Annotated in this window: 16 protein-coding genes; 11 read left to right on the top strand and 5 right to left on the bottom strand. The window is 73.4% G+C overall.

The genetic code is table 11. From position 1 onward, the window contains the following. Positions 1 to 68: 68 nt before the first annotated feature. From J4709_RS15535 to J4709_RS15525, 3 genes are all read right to left on the bottom strand, one after another. Positions 69 to 3,785 carry a multifunctional oxoglutarate decarboxylase/oxoglutarate dehydrogenase thiamine pyrophosphate-binding subunit/dihydrolipoyllysine-residue succinyltransferase subunit gene (locus tag J4709_RS15535; RefSeq protein ID WP_208241246.1) on the bottom strand — a complete coding sequence of 1,239 codons (3,717 nt, stop codon included), beginning with the start codon at positions 3,783 to 3,785 and terminating at the stop codon, positions 69 to 71. 219 nt (positions 3,786 to 4,004) lie between these two features. Then, positions 4,005 to 4,676, bottom strand: a complete 672-nt coding sequence (locus J4709_RS15530; RefSeq protein ID WP_208241245.1) for an AIM24 family protein — start codon at positions 4,674 to 4,676, stop codon at positions 4,005 to 4,007. Between the two features lie 120 nt (positions 4,677 to 4,796). Beyond that, positions 4,797 to 5,717, bottom strand: coding sequence for a glutathione S-transferase family protein (locus J4709_RS15525; protein ID WP_208241244.1), 921 nt, complete (start codon positions 5,715 to 5,717; stop codon positions 4,797 to 4,799). Positions 5,718 to 5,971: 254 nt separating this feature from the next. Here J4709_RS15525 and J4709_RS15520 point away from each other — a divergent pair, with 254 nt between their 5' ends. Continuing rightward, entirely contained in the window at positions 5,972 to 6,649 is a 678-nt protein-coding gene (locus tag J4709_RS15520; RefSeq protein WP_208241243.1) for a DedA family protein, read from the top strand. Positions 6,650 to 6,652: 3 nt separating this feature from the next. Here the strand turns inward: J4709_RS15520 and J4709_RS15515 are convergent, their stop codons facing one another. Then, positions 6,653 to 7,732, bottom strand: a complete 1,080-nt coding sequence (locus J4709_RS15515) for an NAD(P)H-dependent amine dehydrogenase family protein (RefSeq protein ID WP_208241242.1) — start codon at positions 7,730 to 7,732, stop codon at positions 6,653 to 6,655. A 250-nt stretch (positions 7,733 to 7,982) separates the two neighbouring features. Between J4709_RS15515 and J4709_RS15510 the strand changes: the two genes are divergently transcribed. After that, positions 7,983 to 8,885 carry an SDR family oxidoreductase gene (locus tag J4709_RS15510; protein WP_208241241.1) on the top strand — a complete coding sequence of 301 codons (903 nt, stop codon included), beginning with the start codon at positions 7,983 to 7,985 and terminating at the stop codon, positions 8,883 to 8,885. Positions 8,886 to 8,889: 4 nt separating this feature from the next. Continuing rightward, positions 8,890 to 9,687, top strand: a complete 798-nt coding sequence (locus tag J4709_RS15505; protein ID WP_208241240.1) for an enoyl-CoA hydratase/isomerase family protein — start codon at positions 8,890 to 8,892, stop codon at positions 9,685 to 9,687. A gap of 291 nt (positions 9,688 to 9,978) precedes the next feature. Here J4709_RS15505 and J4709_RS15500 read toward each other — a convergent pair whose 3' ends face one another. Further along, the gene (locus tag J4709_RS15500) at positions 9,979 to 10,821 is read right to left on the bottom strand and encodes a sirohydrochlorin chelatase family protein (RefSeq protein ID WP_208241239.1); all 843 of its coding nucleotides are present in this window, start codon (positions 10,819 to 10,821) and stop codon (positions 9,979 to 9,981) included. Between the two features lie 321 nt (positions 10,822 to 11,142). Between J4709_RS15500 and J4709_RS15495 the strand changes: the two genes are divergently transcribed. The 8 genes from J4709_RS15495 (at position 11,143) to J4709_RS15460 (ending at position 19,968) form a co-directional block, all read left to right on the top strand. Next, the gene (locus tag J4709_RS15495; RefSeq protein WP_208241237.1) at positions 11,143 to 13,932 is read left to right on the top strand and encodes a sensor histidine kinase; all 2,790 of its coding nucleotides are present in this window, start codon (positions 11,143 to 11,145) and stop codon (positions 13,930 to 13,932) included. After that, positions 13,929 to 14,387: a roadblock/LC7 domain-containing protein gene (locus J4709_RS15490; protein WP_372442085.1), complete on the top strand. Its 459-nt coding sequence runs from the start codon at positions 13,929 to 13,931 to the stop codon at positions 14,385 to 14,387. The genes J4709_RS15495 and J4709_RS15490 overlap by 4 nt, the downstream gene beginning before the upstream one ends. 44 nt (positions 14,388 to 14,431) lie before the next feature. Beyond that, on the top strand, positions 14,432 to 14,809 hold the full coding sequence (locus tag J4709_RS15485; RefSeq protein ID WP_173099311.1) for a DUF742 domain-containing protein: 378 nt from the start codon (positions 14,432 to 14,434) through the stop codon (positions 14,807 to 14,809). Beyond that, positions 14,790 to 15,461 (top strand): GTP-binding protein, encoded by a 672-nt coding sequence (locus J4709_RS15480; RefSeq protein ID WP_208241235.1) that lies wholly within the window; start codon positions 14,790 to 14,792, stop codon positions 15,459 to 15,461. Before J4709_RS15485 ends, J4709_RS15480 begins: the two co-directional genes overlap by 20 nt. A gap of 105 nt (positions 15,462 to 15,566) precedes the next feature. Beyond that, the gene (locus J4709_RS15475; protein WP_208241233.1) at positions 15,567 to 18,428 is read left to right on the top strand and encodes a nitrate- and nitrite sensing domain-containing protein; all 2,862 of its coding nucleotides are present in this window, start codon (positions 15,567 to 15,569) and stop codon (positions 18,426 to 18,428) included. After that, entirely contained in the window at positions 18,425 to 18,868 is a 444-nt protein-coding gene (locus J4709_RS15470; protein WP_173099313.1) for a roadblock/LC7 domain-containing protein, read from the top strand. The genes J4709_RS15475 and J4709_RS15470 overlap by 4 nt, the downstream gene beginning before the upstream one ends. Before the next feature lies 1 nt (position 18,869). Next, positions 18,870 to 19,379: a DUF742 domain-containing protein gene (locus J4709_RS15465; protein WP_208241231.1), complete on the top strand. Its 510-nt coding sequence runs from the start codon at positions 18,870 to 18,872 to the stop codon at positions 19,377 to 19,379. Then, complete coding sequence (locus J4709_RS15460; protein ID WP_208241229.1) at positions 19,360 to 19,968, top strand: GTP-binding protein; 609 nt, start codon at positions 19,360 to 19,362, stop codon at positions 19,966 to 19,968. Before J4709_RS15465 ends, J4709_RS15460 begins: the two co-directional genes overlap by 20 nt. The last annotated feature ends 92 nt before the right edge of the window (positions 19,969 to 20,060 follow it).

Raw genomic sequence — 20,060 nt, 5'->3', positions numbered from 1 at the left:
CCGCGTCCCGCCGCCACGGCGGCGGGACGCGGAGCGACACGGCCTGCCCGTTCAGCTCGCGAACAGGGTCAGAACAGCCTGGACAGCAGCGCTTCCTGCTCGGCCTGGTGCAGCTTCGCCGACCCCACCGCGGGCGACGACGACGCCGGGCGCGACACCCGCGACATCTTCAGCCCCTCGATGTGGTGCGGCAGCTTCAGCGCCATGAACGGCCACGCGCCCATGTTCGCCGGCTCGTCCTGCACGAAGACCACCTCGGCGCCGGCCGGGTACTTGGCCAGCTCCGCCTTGATCTCGTCGACCGGCGGCGGGTACAGCCGCTCGACCCGCACGACCGCGGTGTCGTTGGCGCCCGCCGCGTCGCGCGCCTTCGCCACGTCGTAGTAGATCTTGCCGGTGGTGAGCAGCACCCGCTTCACGCCCGCCGGGTCGACCGCCGGGTTCACCTCCGGGATGACCGGCTGGAACGCGCCCGCCGTGATCTGCTCGACCGGCGACGTCGCCGCCTTCAGCCGCAGCAGCGACTTCGGCGTGAACACCACCAGCGGCTTGCCGCGGCCCGACAGCACCTGCCAGCGCAGCAGGTGGAAGTAGTTCGCCGGGGTCGTCGGGTAGACCACCGTCATGTTGTCCTGCGCGCACAGCTGCAGGTACCGCTCGATCCGCGCGGACGAGTGGTCGGGCCCCTGGCCCTCGTAGCCGTGCGGCAGCAGCAGCACCAGGCTGGAGCGCTGGCCCCACTTCTGCTCGCCGGACGAGATGTACTCGTCCACCACCGACTGGGCGCCGTTGGCGAAGTCGCCGAACTGCGCCTCCCACGCGACCAGCGCGTCCGGGCGGGTCATCGAGTAGCCGTACTCGAAGCCCATCGCCGCGTACTCGCTCAGCAGCGAGTCGTGCGCGTAGAACTTCGACACGCCCTGCCCGAACTGCTTGAGCGGCGTGTACTCCTCGCCGCTCTTGCGGTCGACCAGCACCGCGTGCCGCTGCCCGAACGTGCCGCGCCGGGTGTCCTGCCCGACGAGCCGCACCGGGTGGCCGTCCATCAGCAGCGAGCCCATCGCCAGCAGCTCGCCGGTCGCCCAGTCGATCGCGTCGTCCTCGATCATCTGCGCGCGGCGCTGCAGGATCGGCTGCAGCCGCGGGTGCGGCGTGAAGCCCTCCGGCAGGCTGACCTGCGTCTCGATGATCCGCTTGACGGTCTCCTGCGGGATCGCCGTGCCGGCGCCGCCGTGGTCGATCGGGATGCGCTCCTCGACGTCCGGCTTCACCACCGAACCCGGCTCCAGGGGCTTCTTCACGGCCTCGCGGGTCTCGGTGAAGGCCCGCTCCAGCTGCTCCTGGTAGTCGCGCAGCGCCTGCTCGGCCTCCTCGACCGTGATGTCGCCGCGGCCGATCAGCGCCTCGGTGTACAGCTTGCGGACCGAGCGCTTGGCGTCGATCAGGTCGTACATCAGCGGCTGGGTGAACGAGGGGTTCTCGCCCTCGTTGTGGCCCCGGCGCCGGTAGCAGACCATGTCGATGACGACGTCCTTCTTGAACGTCTGCCGGTACTCGAACGCCAGCCGCGCCACCCGCGCGCACGCCTCCGGGTCGTCCCCGTTGACGTGGAAGATCGGCGCCTGGATCATCCGGGCCACGTCGGTCGCGTACACGCTGGAGCGCGAGTACTCCGGCGCGGTGGTGAACCCGACCTGGTTGTTGATGATCACGTGCACGGTGCCGCCGGTGCGGTAGCCGCGCAGCTGCGACAGGTTCAGCGTCTCGGCGACCACGCCCTGCCCGGCGAACGCGGCGTCGCCGTGGATCAGGATCGGCAGCACCGTGAACCCGGCCTCGCCGACGTCCAGCAGGTCCTGCTTGGCGCGGACGACGCCCTCCAGCACCGGGTCGACCGTCTCCAGGTGGGACGGGTTCGCGACCAGCTCGGTGTGGATCTTCGAGCCGTCGTCGGCGACGAAGTCGCCGGACGCGCCCAGGTGGTACTTCACGTCGCCGGAGCCCTGCGCGCTGCGCGGGTCGAGGTTGCCCTCGAACTCGCCGAAGATCTGCCCGTAGGACTTGCCGATGATGTTGGCCAGGACGTTCAGCCGGCCGCGGTGCGCCATCCCGACGACGACCTCGTCCAGGCTCTCCTTCGCCGCCGCGGAGATCACCGAGTCCAGCAGCGGGATGACGGACTCGCCGCCCTCCAGCGAGAACCGCTTCTGCCCGACGAACTTGGTCTGCAGGAACGTCTCGAACGCCTCGGCGCTGTTCAGCCGGCGCAGGACGTGCAGCTGCTCCTCGCGGGACGGCTTGTCGTGCGGGACCTCGACGCGCTCCTGGATCCAGGCGCGCTCCTCCGGGTCCTGGATGTGCATGTACTCGATGCCGACCGTCCGGCAGTACGCCATCCGCAGCACGCCGAGGATGTCGCGCAGCTTCATGGTCGGCTTGCCGCCGAACCCGCCGGTCGCGAACTCGCGCTCCAGGTCCCACAGGGTGAGGCCGTGCTTGAGGATGTCGAGGTCGGGGTGGCGGCGCTGCTTGTACTCCAGCGGGTCGGTGTCGGCCATCAGGTGGCCGCGGACCCGGTAGGCGTGGATCAGCTCGTGCACCCGGGCGATCTTGGCGACGTCGTCCTCGTGGCCCGCCGAGATGTCCTTGACCCAGCGCACCGGCTCGTACGGGATGCGCAGCGCCTCGAAGATCTCGTCGTAGAAGCCGTCCTCGCCGAGCAGCAGCTCGTTGATCCGGCGCAGGAAGTCGCCGGACTGGGCGCCCTGGATGATCCGGTGGTCGTAGGTGGAGGTCAGCGTCATGACCTTGCTGATCCCCATCCGGGCCAGCGTGTCGCTGGACGCCCCGGCGAACTCGGCCGGGTACTCCATCGCGCCGACGCCGATGATCGTGCCCTGCCCGGGCATCAGCCGCGGCACCGAATGCACCGTTCCGATCGTGCCCGGGTTCGTCAGGCTGATCGTGGTGCCCTGGTAGTCCTCGATGGTCAGCTTGTTGCCGCGCGCCTTGCGGACGATCTCCTCGTAGGCGGCCCAGAACTGGCGGAAGTCCAGCGTCTCGGCGGCCTTGATGCTCGGCACGACCAGCTGCCGGGAGCCGTCCGGCTTCTGCAGGTCGATCGCCAGCCCGAAGTTGACGTGCTCGGGCCGGACCAGCACCGGCTTGCCGTCCACCTCGGTGAACGCGGCGTTCATCTCCGGCATCGCCGCGAGCGCCTTGACGATCGCGTAGCCGATCAGGTGCGTGAAGGAGACCTTCCCGCCCCGGCCGCGCTTGAGGTGGTTGTTGATGACGATGCGGTTGTCGATCAGCAGCTTCGCCGCGACGGCGCGCACGCTGGTCGCGGTCGGCACCGCGAGGCTGGCCTCCATGTTGGCGGCCGTCCGCGCGGCGACGCCGCGCAGCCGGACCTCCTCGGCGCCGGCCGGGACCGGCGGCGGCGCCGGCTTGTCGTCCGCGGGCGCCGGGGCCTTGCCCGCCGGCTTGGCGGGGGCCTTCGGCGGCGACACCGGCGGCTGCGGTGTCGGCGGAGCGGCCGCGGTGCCGTTGGCGGCCGCCCGGGCCGCGGTTCCGGTGCTGGTCTGGGGTGCGCCGGGGGACGCGGGGGTCACGGACGCCGGCCGGGTGTCCGGCTGGTAGTCCGCGAAGAAGTTCCACCAGGCTTCGTCAACCGAGTTGGGGTCTTCGAGGTACTTCTGGTACAGCTCGTCGACCAGCCACTCGTTGGCACCGAAATCTGTGATCTTTGGGTCGGCACTAGTTTGCGACGACTCTGTCGACACGGCGGAGATCGCCCTCTTCCGCAGCTCGCAGGTGAGATAAGAGACCTATCAAGGCTACTCGCACTTGACCTCTTCCCATGCCAGCGCGTTCCGATTACGTCCCATTCCCCGCCCGCCACACCGATCTGCCCGGGGGGACGCCCCCCGGGTGGACGGCGGCTGAGCTTCAACCCGGGCCGGGGTTGAGGCTCGATCCCGCCGGGGCCCGAGGGCCCGTGATCAGTGGGTGTGCGGCGGGACGGTGGGGCCCTCGCTGGCCTGGATGAGGACGAAGCCCTGGCCCTGGTAGGCGAGCTGCATGGCCTCGCCGCTGCCGCGGCCGATCAGCGCGCCGGCCTTGAAGGTGCGGTTGACGCCGACCTGCAGGCTGGTGCTCCACGCCACCGCGGACTGGCCGTCGGCGAACGTCGGGGCGCGGCCGCAGTCCAGCATGACGGGGGTGCCGTGCGTGGTGAGCGCCACGAAACCGGTGCCGGTGAGGGTGGTGTTGAACAGGCCGCCCGCGGCGATGCCGGCGCCCTGGACGCGCTGGATGTCGGACTGCAGGTGCGAGTCGTAGGCGAGGATGTTCGCGCCGTTGACGGTCAGGCCCTCGTTCTCGAGGTAGAACAGGTGGATGTCGGCGGCGTCGTGCGCCGCGAACAGCAGGCCCTGCCCGCGGACGCGCATCAGCGGCACGCCCTCGCCGGTCACGGCCTTCTTGATGAACTTCCCGATGCCTCCGGCGCCCTCGTAGTCGAACTCCATCTGGCCCTGGAAGGCGACCATGGAGCCCTGCCGGGCCAGGACGTCCCCGTTGAGGTGGACGCGGAGCATCTTGGAGTTCTGGAGGGCGAAGTGGCCGGGGAGCTGCTGCCCCTGGTCCATGTTTCCGAAGAACTGGCTGCGCATTGTCGGAGGTACTGCCTCTCACGTCGAGATCGTTCCGGAGGACCGCCAGCATAACGACGGTATGTGACCGGTACGACGTGAACTGAGCGGCGTTCGGTTCCGGCGCGTCCGGGAGGCCGGTCAGCCTTCGGTGAGCGTTTCGCGTCCGTGCGGGGCCGTCCAGTCGATCAGCGGGCCTTTCGGGACGACGCCGGACGGGTTGATATTGCGCTGCGTGACGTAGTAGTGCCGCTTGATGTGGTCGAAGTCCGTCGTCCCGCCGAACGCGGGGAGGGAATAGAGGTCGCGGGCGTAGGCCCAGAGGTTGGGAAGGTCGGCGAGGCGGCGCTGGTTGCACTTGAAGTGCGAGTAGTAGACCGCGTCGAACCGGGCGAGCGTCGGGTAGAGGCGGACGTCGGCCTCGGTGAGCCGGTCGCCGAACAGGTACCGGCGGTCGGCGAGCCGTTCCTCGAGCCGGTCGAAGGTGGCGAAGAGGGCGTCGAACGCCTCGTCGTAGGGCTCCTGCTCGGTGGCGAAGCCGGCCTTGTAGACGCCGTTGTTGACCGTGTTGTAGACGAGGTCGTTCAGCTCGTCGATCTCCGGGCGCAGCGCCTCCGGGTACAGGTCGGGGGCGCCGGGGCCGTGGAGCGCGGTGAACTCCGTCTCCAGCATCGTGGTGATGTTCGGAAAGTCGTTGGTGACCAGGCGTTCCGTGACGGTGTCCCAGATGCACGGCACGGTGTAGCGGCCCTCGAAGGACGGGTCGCTCGCCAGGTACAGCTCGGACAGGAACGCGGCGCCGGTGACCGGGTCGGGGTCGGGGAACCGCCAGCCGCGCTCGTCGCGGATCGGGTCGACGACGGCGACGGGCAGGACGTCCTCCAGGCCGAGCAGGCTCCGGACGATCAGCGAGCGGTGCGCCCACGGGCAGGCGTAGGAGACGAAGAGCCGGTACCGGCCCGCCTCGGCGGGGTACCCGCCCGCGCCGTCGGCGGTGATCCGCGCGGTGAACCGGTTCGGCTGCCGGACGAACCGGCCCCGCTCGACTTCCTGTGCCGTCATGTCCGGTTCCTTCCGAAAGTCAGCGATGCGGTGCGACGTTCCGGGGAGGCGGCCGAGACCCCGGGAGGAGGCGGACCGCCGGTAGGGGGACCCCGACGGCCACCGGCAAGTCGTCCTTCCGGGGGATCCTGGGTCACCGGCCCCGCGCATACGATAACCGTCGGTGGCCCGCGCCAAACGGGCCCGGACGATCGCATGGCACGCAGCGGGGCCGGCACGTGGCGGCCCCGGACCGGACGAGATGGCGGGGGACCATGCTCGAGACCTTCAACACCCTGGTGGACGGCCTGCCGCCCGGCCTGATCTACGGCCTGATCGCCGCGCTGGTGTTCGCGGAGGCGGCGCTGTTCGTCGGGTTCGTGTTCCCGGGCGAGACGGCGGTGGTCGTCGGCGGCGTGCTCGCCAGCCAGGGCACGCTGTCGCTGCCGCTGCTGCTGGTCATCGGGGTCGTCGCGGCGGTCGCGGGCGACTCGGTCGGCTACGAGATCGGCAAGAAGTACGGGCCGAGGCTGCTGGACCTGCGCGCGGTGTCCAAGCACCGGTCGAAGGTCGAGGGCGCCCAGGACCTGATCCGGCGGCGCGGCGCGGTCGCGGTGTTCATCGGCCGGTTCACCGCGCTGCTGCGGGCGCTGATGCCGGCGCTGGCGGGCAGCTCCCGGCTGCCGTATCCGAAGTTCCTGCTGTTCAACTTCCTCGGCGGCCTCGCCTGGGTCGTCACGTTCACGCTCGGCGGGTACTTCGCCGGCGAGGCGTTCGACCGGGCCGCGCAGTGGGCCGGGCGCGGCCTCGCGATCGGGATCGCGGTGATCGCGGTCGCCGCGATCGTGGTGTGGAGCGTCCGCAAGCACCGCCGCGAGGCCGGCGAAGAGGCCGAGGCGGACTCCGACTCCGACGGCGAGGCCGGATCCCGCGTGGAGCAGACCCTCCCGTAGCCGCTACAGGGCGCCCGGAGGGGCCGCCTCCATCCGCCCGATGACCGGCGGGAGGTCCAGGTAGGTGCGGATGCCGGGCTCGGCGGCGCACACGACGGGGACCGAGTTCAGCGCGTGCGCCGCGGCGGCGGACACCTCGTCCGACACCCACTCGTCGTCGGTGGTGAGCGTGATCGACGGGCGGCCGTGCACCCGCACCGAGTGGCCCGGGTCGCCCCAGTCGCGGATCCGCGCGGCGTCCGCCTTGTGGATCACCTCGACGCTGATCACCGGCCGTCCGCCGGTCAGCCCGCTGAACGTCCAGCGGGCCGCGGCGACGGTGCCGCGCGGGATCCGGCCGGCGGTGATCTCCAGGTCGGTGCCGGCGAGCCGGTAGTCCATGTCGACGTCGATCTCGTCGAGGTCCACGCCGAGCCCGGCGGCGACCAGGTGCAGACTCTCGGTGTACAGCGTGCGCATCGCGGTGCGGGCGGGCCGCAGCGAGCGCAGGAACGCCTCCTCGTCCCGGCCGAACCCGACCATGTGGTGCACCATCCGCCAGGACGGGTGCCGGGCGAAGTCGGAGCACTCGCGGGAGTAGACGTGGGTGATCCGGCGCGACAGCCGCGACAGCGCCAGCGGCATCACGTCCGCCATGAACCCGGTGTTGAAGCCGGTCCCGTGCACCGAGGAGCCGCCGCGCTTGCACGCCTGCTCCAGCTCGTTCACCAGGGACGGGCCGTGCGCCTGCGGGTAGACCAGCCCGTTCATCGAGATGACGTTCTTGCCGGAGGCGAGCAGCGCGCAGACCGTGTCGAGGTCGGCGAGCGGGTCGCCGACGCGTCCGGGGGCGTAGACGACGCAGTCGGCGTCGAGGTCGAGGATGGCGGCGGGGTCGCGGGTGGCGGCGACGCCGGTGGGGCCGCGGCCGGCCAGCAGGCCCGCGTCGGCGCCGTCCTTGGCGGGGGTGTGCACCCAGACGCCGGCGAGTTCGAGGCCGGGGCGGTCCAGCACGCCGCGGATCACGGCGCGGCCGAGCGTGCCGGTGGCCCACTGCACGACGCGGTACGGGCGGGGGGCGCTGGACGCGTCGGCAGGGCTCATCGAGACGGGACCTCCGAAGTCGAGGCGGCACCTGTGGGGTGGGTGTGGACACTACGCCGTGCGTCCCTGGAATTGCGTCATTTGCCGCAAGTTTCGCTGAAGTCCCACCCGTCCCGGTGCTTGCCTCCGCCGCGGGCCGGGGAGGCAACGGAGGGGGCCGCGGCCGAGCGGGATTCGGTTTAGTGGTACCACTGGGTAACCCCCGGATGATTACCTGGGGGCGTAGTCGGTGCGATGTGAGGAGACAGAGATGTCGGAACTGCGCTACGACGGCCGTGTCGCGGTCGTGACCGGGGCGGGCCACGGCCTCGGCCGCCAGCACGCGCTGGAGCTCGCCGCGCGCGGTGCGAAGGTCGTCGTCAACGACCTCGGCGGCGACCGCTCCGGTGTCGGCGCCTCCGCCGGCCCCGCCCAGGAGGTCGTGGACGAGATCAAGAAGAACGGCGGCGAGGCCGTCGCCAACCCCGACAACGTGGCGACCCCGGAGGGCGCCCAGGCGATCGTGCAGACCGCGCTGGACGAGTTCGGCAAGCTCGACATCGTCGTCAACAACGCGGGCATCCTGCGCGACAAGTCGTTCAAGAACATGAGCGTCGAGGAGTTCGACTCGGTCATCGCCGTGCACCTGCGCGGCTCGTTCCTGGTCTCCAGCGCCGCGTGGCCGCACCTGCGCGAGAACGCCTACGGCCGCATCGTCAACACCTCGTCGCCCGCCGGCCTGTTCGGCAACTTCGGCCAGGCCAACTACGCCACCGCGAAGATGGGCCTCGTCGGGTTCACCAAGACCCTCGCGCACGAGGGCGCCAAGTACAACATCAAGGCCAACGCCATCGCGCCGGTCGCGTGGACCCGGATGACCGAGGACCTGCTGCCCGCCGACTTCGCCGACAAGCTCGGCGTCGACCAGGTCACCCCGCTCGTCGCGTTCCTCGTGCACGAGTCCAACGAGGACTCCGGCGAGGTCTACACCGTCGGCGGCGGCCGCATCGCGAAGATCTTCGTCGCGGAGGGCCCCGGCTACGGGCAGAAGGAGACCCTCTCCGTCGAGGCCGTCCGGGACAACTGGGCCGCGATCAACGCCGCCGAGCCGCTCGCGGTGTTCAAGAACCCGATGGAGCAGATGGGCCCGCTGATCCAGCAGCTGACCTCCTGAGCCGTTGGACGGGATCAGGCTCGACCGGCGGGACGGGGTGCTCACCATCGCCCTGTCCCGCCCGGAGCGGCTGAACGCCGTCGACGGCGCGCTGACCGAGCGGATGCTGGACGTCCTCAACGAGCTGCCGCGCGACCCGGACACCCGGGTCGTCGTGCTCACCGGCGACGGCCGCGGCTTCTGCTCGGGCATGGACATCCAGGGCGGCGACCCGGGCCGGGAGACCAAGGAGGGCCGCGCGCAGCGGCTCTACCGCGGCATCGCCCGCGGCGGCGAGGTCACCGCGCGGCTGCGGGAGATCCCGCAGCCGGTGATCGCGGCGCTGCACGGCCCGGTCGCGGGCATGGGCGTCTCCTGGGCGCTGGCCTGCGACCTGCGGGTCGCCGACCCGACGACCCGGTTCGTCGTCCCGTTCGTGAACCTCGGCCTGTCGGCCGGGGACTGCGGGCTGTCCTGGCTGCTGCCGCGCCTCGTCGGCCCGGCGAAGGCCGCGGAGATCGCCTACCGGGCGCAGCGCCTCGACGCGGCCCGCGCCGAGTCCCTCGGCCTCGTCACCGAGGTCTGCGCGGAGGGCGCCGACCTGGCCGCCGCGCAGGCCCTCGCCGACGAGCTGCTGGCCAAGTCCCCGTACGGCCTGAGCCGCACGAAGGAGCTGCTCAACATGTCGCTGGACGTCCCCGGCCTGCGCCAGCAGATCGCCGCGGAGACCGGCGTCCAGGCCCTCGCCTTCTTCACCGAGGACCTCGCGGAAGGCATGACCGCGACCATGCAGAAACGCCCCCCAGATTTCAAAAACCGCTAGCTGTGTTTTCCCAGGGGGGCGACCCCCTGGAACCCCCGTTGCGACGGGCGAGGCGTTTCCCGCTCCGCTGGAGCTCCGCGTGAAACGCCTCGTCCGTCGTCGGGCAGGCCCGCTCCGCTCGCAGGGCTCGCTCCGCGTGCCTGCCCGTGGCCGGTGGCCGGGCTTCAAGCCGTTGGGGCTGGGGGCGGCGTGCCTGCCGGTGCCGGTGGCTGGGGTTCGAGCCGTCGGGCTGGTGCTCAGACGCCTGTGGCCGGGGTCCTGGGTGGGGCCCCGGCCACGGCCATGCCTGGACTAATCAGCGAGTGCTAGCGAGAGCGCTTCGACGTAGCGGAGGGCGGCGAGGCGGGCGAGGGCCGGGTGGGCGCCGAGGGGGGCGGCGTGGGCGGCGCCGACGGCGGCGGCCGCGGCGGGGACCAGGCGGGCCTCCGCTTCGGAGCCGATGACGTGCGGCGCGACCGCGACGGACGCGGCGCCGGCGGCGCGCAGCTGCTCCCCGGCGGCCCGCATGCCGGCCTCGTCGGCGAGCGAGGCGGTGAAGACGGGCGCGGCGAGCCGGGAGGCCAGCAGCACGCTGGTGACCTCGGCCTGCCGGACGGCGGTCGCGTCGCCGGGGGTGGCGACGATGACGCCGGTCGCGGCGGTCACCATCGTCATCATCCGGATGCGGTCGGCGCGGGCGAGGCCGGCGTCGGCGAGCCGGTCGTGCAGCGCCTCGGCGATGAGCGGGTGCGGGCCGAGCGGCTCGGCGGCGACGGCGTGCACCGGGGCGGCCGCGACGGCGGCGCGGACGGCGGCGTCGAGCGCGGGGTCGGGGCCGGTGGACATCGGCACGACCACGGCGGCGAGCTCGTCCTGCGGGCGGTGCAGCCCGGCGAGGAGGGCGCCGAGGTTGCCCTCGTCGCCGTCGAGGTGCCCGACGTGCGCGGGCTGGCCGGTGTGCTCGATCTCCACGAGCCTGGCGAGCTCGACGGCGATGTCGGTGCCGCCCTGCCGGGCGGGGCCGGGAACGGCCAGGATGAGCGCGGGGGATCCGGGGGGCAGCAGGAAGGACTCGTCGCCGCGATGTCGGCCGCCGCGGGGAGCGCGGCGGCGTCGCGACGGAAGTGCCTCGGATGCCTGGCTTTCGGGACTCACGGCGGGAATGGTAACGCTCCCGGGCGGGGAGGGCGGGCTCCCGCTCCGGCCGGACGGGCCGGCCGCGCCGTGGCTGGCGGTACTGATCGTCGGTCTCCCTCCCGTGCCGGGCCGCGATCGGCGGGCGAAACAGCAGAGTATGGCCCATCGCCGCCCGGCAACAGGGGGAAATGAAGCAAATGTCCCGAATGTCGTTAACCGATTCCGGTTCCGAATACGGACGAAAGGTGGTGAAGGGGTTGCGGAGGCGTCGCAGGCCGCCTCTATGATCGGGCCACCCGCGCGCACACTCCGACTACGTGCCGGAACGTCCGAGGTCCCATGAGAACCGCACGCACGCGCCCGATCCGGTCCAAGGTCGCCGCGCTCCTGCTCGTTCCGCTCGTCTCGCTGGTCGCGATCTGGGGCTACGCCGCCGACATCACCGGCCGGGCCGCCCTCGCCCAGCGCAAGTACCACACGCTCAACGACCAGTTCGCCGCGTCCGGTCAGGGGCTGCTGGTCGAGCTGGGCAAGGAGCGGCAGGCGTCGGTGGTCTACCTCAGCGGCCCGCGCACCGCCGCGGCCACCCCCGCGGCGCTCACCGCGCAGCGCGCGCACCTGGACAAGGCCGTGGCCACCTTCCGCCGCACCTCGACGTCCGGCGCCGCCCGCGGCGCCACCACGGCGGAGATGCGCTCGCGGGTCGCGGACGTGCTGAAGGCGCTCGGCGGCCTCGGCGAGCTGCGCGCGGCCGTCGACGCCCGCCGGATCGACCGGCTGGCCGCGATCAACGACTACAGCAGCATGGTCGACGTGATGCACCGGCTGTACGACAGCCTGATCGTCATCAACGACGCGTCCCTTTACAACTGGACCCTGTCCGACCGCGCCGCCGGGCGCGCGATGGAGCTGCTGCAGCGGGAGAACGCGCTGGTCGCCGGCGCGCTCGTCACCCGCGGCCGGATGAGCGCCGCCGAGCACCGGACGTTCCTGGAGATGCTCGGCGAGCAGCGCTGGCAGTGGCAGCGGCAGCGCTCGCTGGCCGACCCGAAGGTCTACGCCCGGCTGACCGCGCCGGTGTTCGCCTCCACCCAGTACCACGCGTACAAGGGCCTTGAGGACCAGATCGCCGCGCGCGACCGCGGCCCGCTGCCGATCAGCGAGTGGCAGTGGCAGGAGACCGCGCAGCCGCTCGTCCTGTCGGTCAACCAGATGATCATGGCGAACACCAACGGGGCCGCCGCGCGCGCCGACCGGCTCGGCCGCGACGCCTACGTCCGGCTCGGCGTCGTCGGCGGCGCCGGCCTGCTGGTGATCGCCCTGTCGGTGCTGCTCGCGCTGCGGTTCGGCCGCGGCGTCGTCCGCGAGCTGGTCGGGCTGCGCGGCTCCGCCGAGGAGCTGGCCGACGAGCGGCTGCCGCGGCTGGTCGACCGGCTGCGCCGCAACGAGGCCGTCGACGTCGAGGCGGAGTCGCCCCCGCTGCCGCGCGGCCGCACCAGCGAGGTCAACCGGCTCGCCGAGTCGTTCGCCAAGGTGCAGCGCACCGCGGTGGACGCCGCCGTCGGCCAGGCCGAGCTGCGCGCCGGCGTCGGCCGCATCTTCCTCAACATCGCCCGCCGCAACCAGTCGCTGCTGCACCGCCAGCTGACGATGCTGGACGGGCTGGAGAGCCGCGCCGAGGCCGACGACCTGGAGGCGCTGTTCCGCATCGACCACCTCACCACCCGCATGCGGCGGCACGCCGAGAGCCTCATCATCCTGTCCGGCGCCACCCCGGGCCGCGGCTGGCGGCGCCCGGTGCACATCACCGACGTGCTGCGCGCCGCGGTCGCCGAGATCGAGGACTACACCCGCGCGGTCGTGCTGACCGAGTCCGAGGACGGCCTGGTCGGCGCCGCCGTCACCGACGTGGTGCACCTGCTGGCCGAGCTGCTGGAGAACGCCGCGACGTTCTCCCCGCCCAACACCGAGGTGCGGGTGATGGCCGAGCGGGTCGGCAACGGCTTCGTCGTGGAGATCGAGGACCGCGGGCTCGGCGTCAAGCCGGAGACGCTCGCGGAGATCAACCGGCGGCTCGCCGAGCCGCCGGAGTTCGACCTGGCCGACACCGACCGGCTCGGGCTGTTCGTCGTCGCCCGGCTCGCCGCCCGGCACGGCATCGACGTGTCGCTGCACCGCTCCCCGTACGGGGGCGTGACGGCGATCGTGCTGATGCCGCACGACCTCGTGGTGCCCGCCGACCGGATGGACGAGGAGATCGTCCCGCTGGAGGCCGACGCGGCGGACGCGCCCGCCGTCGAGGCGCCGGCGGGCGGGGCCGCGCCGTCCGGCGCCTGGGGCGCCCCGCCCTCGGACGCCCCCGGCGGGGAGCCCGCCGCAGCGGTGCCCGCCGACACCGGGCCGACGTTCATGGGCACGCCCTACGCCGACGTCCCGTTCGGTGCGACGCAGCGCCCGGAGGTGGTCACGCGCGCCGAGGTCGTCCCGGACATCGGGGTGTTCGCCCGCCGCGAGCCCGAGCCGCCCGAGCCTCCCGAGACGCTGCGCGAGGCGCCGCCCTTCCTGCCGCAGCTCGCCGGACCGGCGGCGCCGTGGGGCGGCCCCGAAGACCCGCCGCCCGCAGTGCCGCCCACCGTGCCGCCGAACGTGCCGGCCGGCGGCCTGCGCGGCGGCTCGGCGAACCCGTGGTCCGACGACGTCGAGCCCGTGCCGGCCTACGCGTCCGACGACCCGTCCGACGCCGACGGCTGGATGCCCGCGCCCGTCTACGACCGCGACGACCCGCGGCGGCACCGCCCGGGGCCGCCCGAGCCGGAGCGCGGTGCGCATCCGGCCGGTGACGCGGAGTGGGACGCCGCGGCCGGGACCGGTACCGTCGTTCCCGGCGAGCGCCCTCCGGGCGCGGAGGGCGGCGGTCCCGCCGGCACCCACGCGGGGCTGCCCCGCAGGGTCCGGCAGGAGAACCTCGCGCCGCAGCTGCGCAAGGAGCCGCCGCCGCAGCCGCCCCCGGTGGGCGGCGGCGACGGGGTCGCGAGGTCCCCGGAGGAGGCGCGCTCGCTGATGGCCTCGGTACAGCAGGGATGGCGGCGCGGCCGCGCGTCCGATGGGGAGGATGAGGGGACCCGATGATGCACAACACGGCCTCCGGCGAGCTCAACTGGCTGCTCAACGACTTCGCCGGGCGCGTCGCGAGCGTCCGGCAGGCGGTGATCCTGTCCCGCGACGGGCTCGCGGTCGCCGCGTCCAGCGAGCTCGGCCGCGAGGACGCCGAGCACCTGTCCGCGCTGGCGTCCGGCGTGCAGAGCCTCGCCCGCGGCGCCGGCCGGCACTTCGCGGGCGGCAACGTCCGGCAGACGATCATCGAGATGGACGCGCTGCTGCTGTTCGTCACCGCCGCCGGCGACGGCACCTGCCTGGCGGTGATCGCCGAGGCGGAGGCCGACGCGGGCCTGGTCGCCTACGAGATGGCGGTGCTGGTCAAGCGGGTCGGGCAGCACCTGCAGGCGGCGCCGCGGTACGAGGCGGCGGGCGGCGGCTTCGGCGGCGGCTTCGGCGCCGGGGGAGCGGCCCCGCAGGGCCGCTGATCCGGACGGGTCCCCGACCCGGGGAGATGTGGGGGTACTGACCGATGAACCCGTCGGCGGAGCGGTGGCTGGACCGGGAGGCCGGCCCGCTCGTCCGCCCCTACGCCCGGACCCGGGGCCGCACCCGTCCCGCGGGGGAGGGCTTCGACCTGATCGCGGTCGTCGCGGCGACCGGCGCGCGGCCGGGCGACCGGCTGCGCTACAGCCCCGACCACGTGCGGCTGCTGCGCGGCTGCGCCCGCCCGGTCGCGGTGGCCGACCTCGCCGCGGAGTTCGGGCTGCCGCTCGGCGTCGTCCGGGTGCTGCTCGGCGACCTGCGCGACGAGGGGCTGATCGCGGTGGTGGACACCGCCGCGCCCGCGCAGGGGCGGCCCGGACGGGGCGTCCTGAGGGAGGTCCTCAATGGTCTACGCGCCCTCTGATCCCGCCGCCGGCCCGGGCCCCGCCGCGGGGGCCGGTCCCGGCGGGACCGCCCGCCCGCTGGTCACCACCAAGATCCTCATCGCGGGCGGGTTCGGCGCGGGCAAGACGACGCTGGTCGGCTCGATCAGCGAGATCCGGCCGCTGCACACCGAGGAGCCGCTCACCGACCGCGGCGTCGGCGTCGACGACGTCACCGGCGTCCAGGGCAAGACGACCACGACCGTCGCGATGGACTTCGGCCGCCTCACGCTGTCGGACCAGCTGCTGCTCTACCTGTTCGGCACGCCCGGCCAGGACCGCTTCTGGTTCATGTGGGACGAGCTCGCCGCCGGCGCGATCGGCGCGGTCGTGCTCGCCGACACCCGCCGGCTGACCGGCTGCTTCCCCGCCATCGACTACTTCGAGCGGCGCGGCCTGCCGTTCGTCGTGGCCGTCAACTGCTTCGACGGCGCTGCGCGGCACGACCCGCGCGACGTCGCGATCGCCCTCGACCTGGACCCGGGCGTTCCGGTGCTGCTGTGCGACGCGCGCCGCCGCGAGTCGTCCAAGCAGGTCCTCATCGCGCTGATGGAGCACGTGCTGAGCTGGCCGGACGCGGGCGCCCCCGGGCATGACGCTCGGTCACCTGATCGTCGCGGACCCGCGACGTAGTAGAGTCCCGCAGACCCCCGTACACCACGCATCGGGAGGTTTCCCCCGCATGTCGCATCCCCCCTCGCCGAAAGCCGCCGATGTGAGCATGGTCCAGCTGCCGTGATGGCCAACCGCTTCTCCTCCATCCGGGCGAGGATCACGCTGCTGGTCCTCGTGCCGCTGCTCGCGCTGGCCGCGCTGTGGATGTTCCTCACCGGGATCACCTACGGGGACGCCCACCAGCTGCTGCAGAGCCGCAAGTTCCAGCAGGAGGCGGTGCTGCCCACGCAGCGGCTGATGAACGCGCTGCAGAAGGAGCGCCGGCTGTCGATGGCCGACGCGGGCTCCGGCCGCGCGGTGAACCCCGGCGGGCTGCGCGCGCAGCGGCAGGCGACCGACCGCGCCGTCCGGGAGGTGCGCAAGGGGTTCGGCGACGGGTCGCTGCGCGGCTCGATCCTGCCCGGCGTCGTCAAGCGGATGGACGACCTGCTCGCCCGGCTGGGCACGCTGGAGGCGACCCGGCGCGGCGTGGACGACCGCGCGTCCGGCCGCGCCGACGTGCTGGCCGACTACAGCGGCATCATCGACGCAGGCTTCGCCATCTACAGCGCGACGACCCCGTCGAACGGGACGATCACCGCCGACGCCCGCACGCTCACCTCCGTCGGCCGCGGCCGGGAGTTCCTGTCCCGCGAGGACGCGCTGCTGACCGGCGCGCTCGCCGCCGGGCACCTGAGCGCCGCCGAGCGCGGCGAGTTCGCGCAGCTCGTCGGCGCGCAGCGGATGACGTACGCGGACAACGTCCCGAACCTGCCGGCCGCCGACCGCGCCCGCTACGAGCGCCTGACGGCCAGCCCGCAGTTCGCGCAGCTGCGCAAGCTGGAGGACCAGGTCATCCGGGGCGCCGACCAGGTCCGGACCGTCGGGAAGGTGAAGAAGCCGACCCCGGGCCGGACGGGCACGGGCACCGACACCGGGAACGGGACGGGGGTCACGCAGGGCGCCGCGTCCGGCGCGGGCGCCAGGACCGGGACGGCCGGGCGGCCCGCCCGCACCACGCGCGCCCCCGTCGTCGACACGGCCCAGTGGCGGACGATCGCCGACGACGCCGACGGGCGCCTCTACGACTTCGAGAACCGCTCCCTCGACGACATCACCGGCCGGGCCCAGCACATCGCGGTCGGCGTGTTCGTCCGGCTCGGCATCGCGGGCGGCCTCGGCCTGGTCGCGGTGCTGCTGTCCACGCTGATCGCGGTCCGGGTGTCGCGCCGGCTGCTGCGCGAGTGCCGCACGCTCGCCGGCGCCGTCGTGGACTTCACCCGCAAGCGGCTCCCGCTGCTGGCCGAGCAGGTCCGCGCCGGGCGCCCCGCCGAGCCCGAGCCGGAGCCGGGCGTCGACTTCCGGATCCGGGAGATCCGGCAGATCGCCGACTCCTTCGACCGGGCCCGCGAGGCGGTGCTGGTGGCGGCGGCCGGCGAGGTCGCGGCGCGGCGCGGCATCAGCGAGGTGTTCGTCAACCTCGCCCGCCGCAACCAGGCGCTGCTGCACCGCCAGCTCAGCCTGCTCGACACCATGGAGCGCCGCACCGAGGACCCGTCGGAGCTGTCGGACCTGTTCCGCCTCGACCACCTCGCGACCCGCATGCGGCGGCACGCCGAGGGCCTGGTCATCCTCGCCGGCAAGACCGCCGGGCGCGGCTGGCGGCGGCCCGTCCCGCTGGTGGACGTGGTGCGCGGCGCGGTCGCCGAGGTCGAGGACTACCCGCGCGTGCGGGTGCAGCCGCTGCCGCGCATCGCGCTGCTCGGCTCCGCCGTCGCCGACGTCATCCACCTGCTCGCCGAGGTGGTGGAGAACGCCACCACGTTCTCGCCGCCGCAGTCGCCGGTGCGGGTCAGCGGGCACCCGGTCGCCAACGGCTTCGCGATCGAGGTGGAGGACCGCGGCCTCGGCATGACCGAGGAGGCGCTGCGCGCCGCGAACGCCCGGCTGGACGACCCGCCGGAGTTCGACCCGTCCGACAGCGCGCAGCTCGGCCTGTTCGTCGTCGCGCGGCTGGCCGAGCGGCACGAGATCAAGGTGACGCTGCGGCAGTCGCCGTACGGCGGCACGACCGCGATCGCACTGATCCCGGGCTCGCTCATCGTGGACACCGCGGAGCCGGAGCCGATCGCGCGCCGCAACACCGGCCCGATGCGGCTGCCCGCCGCGCCCGCGGCCGCGCTGTCGGCGCCCGCGCGTCCCGCCGTGGAGCAGGGCGGCGTCGTCCGGCTGGTCGCGGAGGCCGAGCCGGTGCGCGCCGACTCCCTCGGCGCCGAGCCCGCGCAGCCCGCACAGCCCGAAACCGAGCAGCCCGAGCCGGTGCGGCCCGAGCCGGTGCGGATGGAGTCCGGACGGCCCGAGCAGGCGCCCGGGCTGACGCCGCTGCCGGAGCGCAGGCGTTCGCGCCGCGCCGACGGGCCGCGCGCCGCGCAGGAGCCGGCGCCCGCGCCGGAGCCCCCGCCCGCGTCCGACGCGGAGCCCGCGCGGCCGCTGAAGGAGGGCGAGCTTCCGAAGCGCCGACGCCAGACGCATCTCGCGCCGCAGCTGAAGGAGCGTGTGGACGCGCACCTGGCGGCACGAGGCCAGGCGCCCCCATCCGCCGCGACCCCTTCCGAGCCGTCGGCGCCGGAGCCGGCGGCACCCGAGCCGTCGCTGCCGCTCGCGGCGCCCGGCCCCGCCGACGCGGAGCCGGCCGGCCCCGGGGACGCGGACGCGCCCGCCGGGCCGGGGGACGCCGCGCCCGGCGCCGGGACCGCTCCACCGGACGTTCCGGACCCGGCCCGCTCGCCCGAGACCATGCGGTCGATGATGTCGGCCATGCAGCAGGGCTGGCAGCGCGGCAGGCGGGACGCGGCCGAAGCCGAGGCGGAGGCCCCGCCGCGGCAGGCCCCGCCCGGCCGTGACGACCACCCCAACCGAGGTGACCAGGAGGACGACGCCCCATGACAGAAGCCCAGCACTCCGGCGCGGACGCCGCGGGCGGTGCCGGCGGCGAGCTGAACTGGCTGCTGGACAGCCTGGTCCAGCGCGTCGCCCAGGTGCAGAACGCGGTGGTCCTGTCGAGCGACGGCCTGCGCATGGCGGCCTCCCGCGGCCTCGGCCAGGAGGCCTCCGACCACCTCGCCGCGGTCGCCGCCAGCTTCCAGAGCCTGGCCCGCGGCGCGGGCGAGTCGTTCGGCGGCGGCCCGGTCCGGCAGACCATCGTGGAGATGGAGTCGGCGTTCCTGTTCGTGACCGCCGCCGGACGCGGCGCGTGCCTGGCGGTGCTCGCCGACGCCGACGCCGACCTCGGCATGATCGCCTACGAGATGGCGATGCTCGTCACCCGGGTCGGCCAGCACCTGTCGGCCAACCCGCGGACGGCCGCCGCCGAGGGCGGCGTGTGAGGTGGACGGCACCGAGGGTTCCGAGCCCGAGTGGCCGCACCGGCACCCGGCCGTCGGCGCGACGGGCGGCGGTACGGCGGGCGGCGGTACGGCGGGCGGCGGTACGGCGGGCGGGACGGGCGGCACGGCGTGGTTCGACGACGCCGCCGGGCCCGTCGTGCGCCCTTACGCGCTCACCGGCGGCCGCACCCACTACGAGGGCGTCGAGTTCGACCTCGTCGCGCTGATCGAGGCCCTCGACGCACCGGACGAGACCGCCGCATCTCCGGCGATTCCGGCGTCTCCGTGGTCGCCGGAGCCGGAACATGACATGATCCTGGAGCTTTGCCGCACCCCGTTGTCGGTTGTCGAGATAGCGTCGGATCTGGAACTTCCCCTCGGGGTCGTCCGCGTCCTGCTCGGCGACCTGCTCGACCGTTCGCTGATTCAGGTCCGGCGCCCCGCGCCGGTGGCGCAGTTCCCGAGCGAGCGCGTACTCAAGGAAGTGATCGATGGAATCCGTGCGCTCTGACGCGGCCGCCCAGGCGGGCGATTCCGCGCTGACCGTCAAGATCCTCGTGGCCGGCGGCTTCGGCGTCGGCAAGACCACCCTGGTGAGCGCGGTCAGCGAGATCCGACCGCTGCGCACCGAGGAGGCGCTGACCGAGAAGAGCATCGGCATCGATGACACCACGGCCGTCGCGTCCAAGACGACGACGACCGTGGCGATGGACTTCGGGCGGATCACGCTGCCGAACGGCCTGGTGCTGTTCGTGTTCGGCACCCCGGGCCAGGACCGGTTCTGGTTCATGTGGGACGAGCTGGCCAAGGGCGCGCTCGGCGCGGTGGTGCTGGTCGACACCCGGCGGCTGGCCGACTGCTTCGCGTCGGTGGACTACTTCGAGCGGCGCGGCGTGCCGTTCATCATCGGCGTCAACCGGTTCGACGGGGCCGGGCGGCACACCCACGACCAGGTGCGCGACGCGCTCGACCTGTCGCCGGAGATCCCGGTGATCGACTGCGACGTGCGCGACCGCGAGGACGCCAAGCGGGTGCTGATCACGCTCGTCGAGCACATCATGCGGACGATGAGCGGTTCCCGGCAGGCCGTCACGTACTGATCGAGCGGGAGAGCCCCGGACCCGGTCTCGTTCCGGTCCGGGGCTTTTTCGCGTCCGCGACTTTGTCCTGCGAGTGGAGAAAGTTCGAAAGA

Origin of the sequence: Actinomadura violacea (assembly GCF_017573465.1) — a bacterium.
Lineage (GTDB): Bacteria > Actinomycetota > Actinomycetes > Streptosporangiales > Streptosporangiaceae > Spirillospora > Spirillospora violacea.
This window is presented reverse-complemented; position numbering and strand designations above follow the sequence as displayed.